Here is a 6,122-nt window from a genome sequence, read left to right as displayed (position 1 = left end):
TTCCATTCCCTTCGTCTTTGCCGGAAACTGGCTGAATGAAGTGCGTGTTCTCGGCCGCTCTTTCGAGGAGTTCATCGAGGCGATTGAGCGCGGCGACGGTTGGTAAGGTCATTTGCCTGGCGGTCCGGCTTGCGGCTAATATTGACTCATGTTCCTCAATGCGTGAGGAGGCACGTGCGTGGGTGGCACCCCTCGTCGGTCGTCCATTCCTTCACCCCGTCAGACCTGTACTCCATCGCACAAACTGATAGAAAGAGTGCCTGCGGAAATCGGAGAAATCGTCCGCTATTGAACGATCGGTAGCGGTCGAACTAGAAAACGGTTTGCACGTTTCGACCGTCAAAAAGGAAGCTCAACGAAATGAACATTGCCTCGAATATTGCGAAATCCCCTGTTGTCCCGTCCACCGGTTTCCTGCTTGCAGAGGCTCGCCAGGCTCGCGGCTATTCGTTGGACGACGTCGCAGAAACCACCGGTCTGACCGTGGAAGAGGTGACAGCTCTAGAGAATGACGCAGATTTCGACAAATCGAGGATCCGAAGAGCCGCAGCCGCTCTAGGGGTTCTAGACAGAATTTCAGGCGCGTACCGCGCTTAAATCTCTACACAGCTACTTTAAGAAGAGTGCCTGCAGGAGATCACCTGAGAACAGGTCGCACTTCAACGGGAGCCATGCGAGGCTGCTACAGCTTATAGGGATAACCAAGCTCCAGCTCAGCCAGGCTGGACGCCTCCGCCTGGCTAGATCCCAACTCAATTTGCCAAGCGGCGGAAGTCTTTCGTCGAAACCTTTCTCTTTAGAGAAGCTAGCGCGCCAGCTTGCCGCCCGCATGTCGCTCACGCTCCTGCCGGAGCTCTTATGCGTGCGCCCGGCTGACCGCAACGAATTGTCGGCCCAAGACAGGCACGACAAAAAGTAGCCCCACCAGCGACGACACAAGTTCAGGGACGACCAGCAGGATCGCCGCTAAAATCAGGAGTGTTTTCTCCCACCAGACGGTTCTGACAAATAAGAAGCCGGAGAGGGCGGACCCGAGGCATGTAATGCCCAAAACGCACCCCACAAAGGCGATCGTGAAGCTGGTCCAGGAGAAGTTGGCGGTCACGAGCAGAAGAGATGGCGAGAACACAAAGACGAAAGGTACGAGCACCTTTCCCAAGCCCAGGCGAAATGCGGTGTTGCCTGTCTTGAAGGGATCGGCGCCCGCCATGCCGGCCGCCGCATATGCCGCTAGCGCTACGGGAGGTGTGATGTCAGCAAGCACGCCGTAGTAGAATACGAAGAAATGCGCGACGATCGGCTCGACACCGAGCATGCCCAGTGTCGGGGCGGCAATCGTTGCCATGATGATGTAGTTGGCAGTCGTTGGAATGCCGCAGCCCATAAGAATACAGACCACACCGGTCATGATGAGGGTGAATAACAATGTCAGTGTCTGCGGTCCGAACCAGGCGGCTGGAACCATCGTACCGACCCAGCTGGCCGTTTCCGCCGCTGTCGTGGTGACAATATAGGAAATCTTGAAACCGACGCCGGTCAGCGTCACGACCCCGACGATAATGCCAACCGTGGCTGCGGCCGCGCCGACGGCGAGCGCGTATTTTGCACCGTCCCGCAAGCCCTCGAATACTTCCGTCACTGACATGCGACGGCGCGGATTGATGAGGCCCACGGCGATGCAAAGCGTGATGCCCCAAAAAGCGGCGAGATACGGCGTGTAACCGGAGAGCAGGATGCCAATCAGCACGATGAGCGGGATGACGGTCGGCCAGTCGCGCTTAAAGGCTTCCCTCAAATCCGGCATTTCGTCATCGGTCATGCCTCGAAGACCCTCCCGCTTCGCCTCGAAGTGGACCTGAACCAAGACTCCGAAGAAATGCATGAAGGCAGGAACGATCGCCGCGACAATGATCGTCGTGTACGGGAGATTGAGGAACTCGATCATCAGGAATGCCGCGGCGCCCATGATCGGCGGGGTGATCTGGCCACCAGTGGAGGATGCGGATTCGACGGCCGCTGCAAAAGTGCGCTTGTAGCCGAGCCGGATCATTGCCGGGATCGTCAGTGAACCGACAGTCACGGTATTGGCGACGGACGAGCCGGATATCATGCCGAACAGCGCCGATCCGAATATCGATATCTTCGCCGGCCCACCGGCGTAGCGCCCAGCAACCCAGGCCGCACAATCGAGAAAGAGCTGGCCGAGCCCGATGCGTGTCGCAAACACTCCGAACAGTACGAAATGGAAGACGTAGGTGGCGACGACGCCGAGCGCTATGCCATAGATGCCCTGGCTGGTCAGATAGAGGTGATTGATCAACTGCGAGAAGGTCGCGCCGGGATGAACCAGAATTCCTGGCATGGATTGCCCGTACAGAGAGTAGATCATGAACAGGACGGCAATGATCGGCAAAGGCCAGCCCACCGAGCGGCGTGTTGCTTCGAGAAGGACCAGCACCAGCAAGCCACCCAGCACGACATCGGTCGTTGTCGGATTGCCGACACGGAAGGCGAGGTCATCGAGTGGAATGAATGGCACGTGCATGACGGCTATCACCGCACCGATTGCCAGCGCCCAATCAAAGAGCGAAATGCCGAGCGGCCAATACACAGTCGGAGGCACCGGCTCGCCGTACCCGCGCCGTGAGAAGGGAAATACAAGAAATATCAGGCCAAGGACGAAAGACAGGTGGATACCGCGATGCAGAACTTCCGACAAAAGGCCGAAGCCGGCGGTATAATAGTGAAAGAGGGACAATGTGATCAGCAAAGCCCCGACCAGCCGCGCAGCAAGCGGCCCCAGCGGCCGAAACCGGATCTCGGCATCGAACTGCTCTTCGAGCTCGCGCGCCTTTGCTTCGTCCAGCTCCATCGGAGAGGTCTTGCCGGCTGTGTCGTCGCTCATGTGGAATTCCTTGGCATCGCTTCTAAACGGTTGCGGCGGCCTGCTTCAGCCTGCCGCCGCATCACCGGTCACACGCTCGGCGCCTGTTTACTTCAAGACGCCGGCTTCCCTGTAGAATCTCTCTGCGCCCGGATGGAGTGGGATGCCCAGGCTCGTCGTTGCATTCTGAAGAGTGATCATCTTGCCCTTCGCATGCCCCGCATCGAGCGCGGCGCGCGTCGCGTCGCTCCACATGACCTTGGTGATATTGTAGACCAGTTCGTCCGGCTGTTTGCTGCTGGTAACCCACTGTGCCGCGACGGAAATCGTAGGCGTTTCAGCAACGTCCTTGTAGGTATTGGCCGGGACGGTGTCCTTCGAAAAGAAGGTGTAGTCCTTGATCAGCTTGTCAACTTCCGGACCGGTGATCGGAACGAGCGAAATGCCACTGGACGTGGCCAGCTCGGAGATAGCCCCGGTGGGATAACCACCGACAAAGAAGTACGCGTCCAGCCCGCCGTCACGCAGGCGATCGCCGGCCGGGCCAGGCTTGAGGTGCTCGGCTTTGATGTCGGTCTCCTTCAACCCGTAGGCACCCAGCACGATACGGGCGTCGACGATCGTCCCCGAGCCAGGTTCATCAATGGAAACGCGCTTACCCTTAAGGTCTGCAACTGACTTGATCCCCGCATCCTTTCGCGCAACGAGATGGATCGTTTCTGGATACAGCGTGGCGATCAGGCGAAGGTCGTCGACTTTACCCTTTCCTTCATAAAGGCCCGTGCCACTGTGCGCCCAATAAGCGACGTCAGATTGGGTAAACCCGGATTCCATTGATCCGCCCTGGATTGCGTTGATGTTGGCGACGGATCCATTGGACGCAACAGCTGTGGAAACGAGACCGGCAACACCCTTCTGGCCACCGCCTGAAATTGCGTTGGCGATCAATCCCCCGATCGGATAGTAGGTTCCGGCAGTTCCGCCCGTACCAATTCGGAAAAACGCCGGCGTCTGCGCGCCTGCCAAGTTTGCATTGAGAGCGAGCGCGCCCACGACGGCGCAGATCGACATGAAACGTTTGCTGATGTTCATCGATGTTCCCTTTCACCTGTTTAGGTGAACATGGGGAATCTGCCAAGCGATTGTCAACCAAAAGTGACCTTGTCAGTAGGCCTTTAGGTTCGATCAATCTGGGCGTGGAACTCCGCAACCGATCTCGACTCATTCTGGAGAGGAGCCAAGGCTGATGTCGTTCTCTTGACCCGACAAGCTGCGAGCAAGTTCCGACGGCTCCGACAATCTCTGTCGCCCGCCAGCAGCGGCGCCATCGTCGCAACAGCTCACGAGGCCAAGGGCGCCTCGTTCGCATCTATCTTTTGCAGGCTGCAGATCTAGCCGTTCAAGTTGAATAACAATCGCGTTCCTCCGACAGAAAGGACGCTGAAGAAGTTGGATTCTCCGTCCAAATCGCGCCGAGCGCCCTTTTAATGCGGCAACGGGTTGATCCGCCCGTCAGGAATGATTTATATCACGTCATGATATTACTGCGGCCGAGCTCGACTTTCAACATGTCCGACGTCCCCTACCCCAAATCTGTACTTTCAGACGAGGTGCTTGCCGACCGTTTGGGCCTCACAACGCGAGAGTTCCGGCGATATTGCAAGCAAAATCTCATCAGGCTTTCCTCAGCCGCCGCGGTCGGTGAGAGCGAGGGCCTCATGGTCACCTGCCAATTTGGAAATCGGGTCTGGGAAGGCCACGTCGTGAACGGGTGCATCACCTTCGAAGAGGTCAGATTCCTGCGCGGGAAACGCGCGACAAACCGACACTAGGATCGAGCCGCGAGTATTGACTTCGACACTTCAGGAAGAGGAAAATCATGAGGAAACTTGCCAGCCTTGCTATTGCCGCATCGATACCATTGACCGCCCATGCTGCGGCCAGGATGGTGTCTCAAAGCGGCGATTGGGGCATCTATTCCTTTATGAGAAACGGATCTCGGGTTTGCTACGCGCTTTCGGTGCCGACGGAATCAGCACCCGCCAACGTGGATCATGGAAAGAATTATTTCCTGATCGCGCCAGCGGAGAAGGGAAGCGGCAATGAACCTGAAGCCATCCTCGGATACGCATTGAAAACTGGCTCGACCGTGGAGGTTTCAATCGGAGACAAGTCATTCGAAATGTTCGTCAAGGACAACACCGCCTGGGTTTCCAACGCCGCTCTCGCACCCGAACTCGTCAATGCACTTCGGGCTGGCAGACAAATGACGTTGCATGCGACGTCGGCGCGAGGCACCCGTACAACCTATACCTACTCACTCACAGGGGTGACCGCGGCGCTCGAGCGCGTTGCCCACTGCAGGTGAGGGAGAATTCAGCCTATTCCAAACGGGGCTCTCTGCTCGGGTGTCGCAAATTCCTTCGGGCGATGCCTGGGAGTCCTGCCACGGGCTGAAAGGAGCAGATCCAGTTCCTTTTTTGAGTTGCCAAACCGCTGAAGAACTCGTTCTGCCTCGTGCCGGCCAAGACTATAGCGCAGACGTAGGCTTCGAACATCGTAACGAGCTTCTTCTTCGTCCTGTCTCTTAAATTCTCTCATTGTTGACCGCCCTCCGAACATCACGTGGTTTGCCGCAGCGGCTCGAAAACCTCGTGTCGTTCTATCAGCTCGACGTCCTCATGCGCCCGTTTGGCAAATTCGTCCAAGGTCTCCATTCGGGAAAAGGCGATGCCGAAATGGAATTCACTGTAGGTGACGACGCCGTTTTCGATCCGCGATACGTAACGGGGCCGATTGGCATTGCGCGATACGTAGGCGCGTGATGGCTCGATCAGGGAACGTTGCATGAGAGTGACTCCTTCGCAGGAGTAATGAGCGCCGCGCGCAACGGTTCCAATTTAAGGGAAATATCACGTGATGATGTATCTAAGGGCTCAGAGCTGCAAGAAGACGTAGACCACTCCGCCCCATATCGCCGCGACAAACAGGAGGACGGCAGCGATAAAGACCTTGCTGTCCGGTGACATGGTGACGCTCCGATGTCAGTGCGTGGTTGATTTTCGCCACCTTGCGCCGGAGATCAATTCACCGCCTGTAGCTGTTGAGCCTGCGAAACCTCCGAAGGCGTCTCTCCGGGGATGGAGGCGATGGCGAACATGACCGCGACATAGCAGGCAAACACAGCGGAGAGGAAGGCGGTCTTGGTCATGGGCTCGCTCCTTATATCATGTGGTGA

6 protein-coding genes are annotated in these 6,122 nt (G+C 57.3%); 2 read left to right on the top strand and 4 right to left on the bottom strand.

All coding sequences use genetic code 11. The features are described 5' to 3' along the window. Positions 1-360 precede the first annotated feature (360 nt). Complete coding sequence (locus BS630_RS04195; RefSeq protein WP_077976406.1) at positions 361-597, top strand: helix-turn-helix domain-containing protein; 237 nt, start codon at positions 361-363, stop codon at positions 595-597. A gap of 259 nt (positions 598-856) precedes the next feature. Here BS630_RS04195 and BS630_RS04190 read toward each other — a convergent pair whose 3' ends face one another. Both BS630_RS04190 and BS630_RS04185 read right to left on the bottom strand, forming a co-directional pair. After that, complete coding sequence (locus BS630_RS04190) at positions 857-2,905, bottom strand: TRAP transporter permease (protein WP_077976405.1); 2,049 nt, start codon at positions 2,903-2,905, stop codon at positions 857-859. 87 nt (positions 2,906-2,992) lie between these two features. Continuing rightward, positions 2,993-3,976 (bottom strand): TAXI family TRAP transporter solute-binding subunit, encoded by a 984-nt coding sequence (locus tag BS630_RS04185; protein ID WP_077976404.1) that lies wholly within the window; start codon positions 3,974-3,976, stop codon positions 2,993-2,995. Positions 3,977-4,763: 787 nt separating this feature from the next. Here BS630_RS04185 and BS630_RS04175 point away from each other — a divergent pair. Beyond that, positions 4,764-5,252 carry an invasion associated locus B family protein gene (locus tag BS630_RS04175; protein WP_077976402.1) on the top strand — a complete coding sequence of 163 codons (489 nt, stop codon included), beginning with the start codon at positions 4,764-4,766 and terminating at the stop codon, positions 5,250-5,252. A gap of 253 nt (positions 5,253-5,505) precedes the next feature. On the opposite strand, the gene BS630_RS04165 is transcribed toward BS630_RS04175, so the two are convergent. Both BS630_RS04165 and BS630_RS38395 read right to left on the bottom strand, forming a co-directional pair. Then, positions 5,506-5,733, bottom strand: coding sequence for a hypothetical protein (locus BS630_RS04165; protein WP_077976401.1), 228 nt, complete (start codon positions 5,731-5,733; stop codon positions 5,506-5,508). Between the two features lie 233 nt (positions 5,734-5,966). Then, the gene (locus tag BS630_RS38395; RefSeq protein ID WP_012760183.1) at positions 5,967-6,095 is read right to left on the bottom strand and encodes a hypothetical protein; all 129 of its coding nucleotides are present in this window, start codon (positions 6,093-6,095) and stop codon (positions 5,967-5,969) included. Between the last annotated feature and the right edge of the window lie 27 nt (positions 6,096-6,122).

Source organism: Rhizobium laguerreae (genome assembly GCF_002008165.1).
Taxonomy (GTDB): domain Bacteria; phylum Pseudomonadota; class Alphaproteobacteria; order Rhizobiales; family Rhizobiaceae; genus Rhizobium; species Rhizobium laguerreae.
This window is presented reverse-complemented; position numbering and strand designations above follow the sequence as displayed.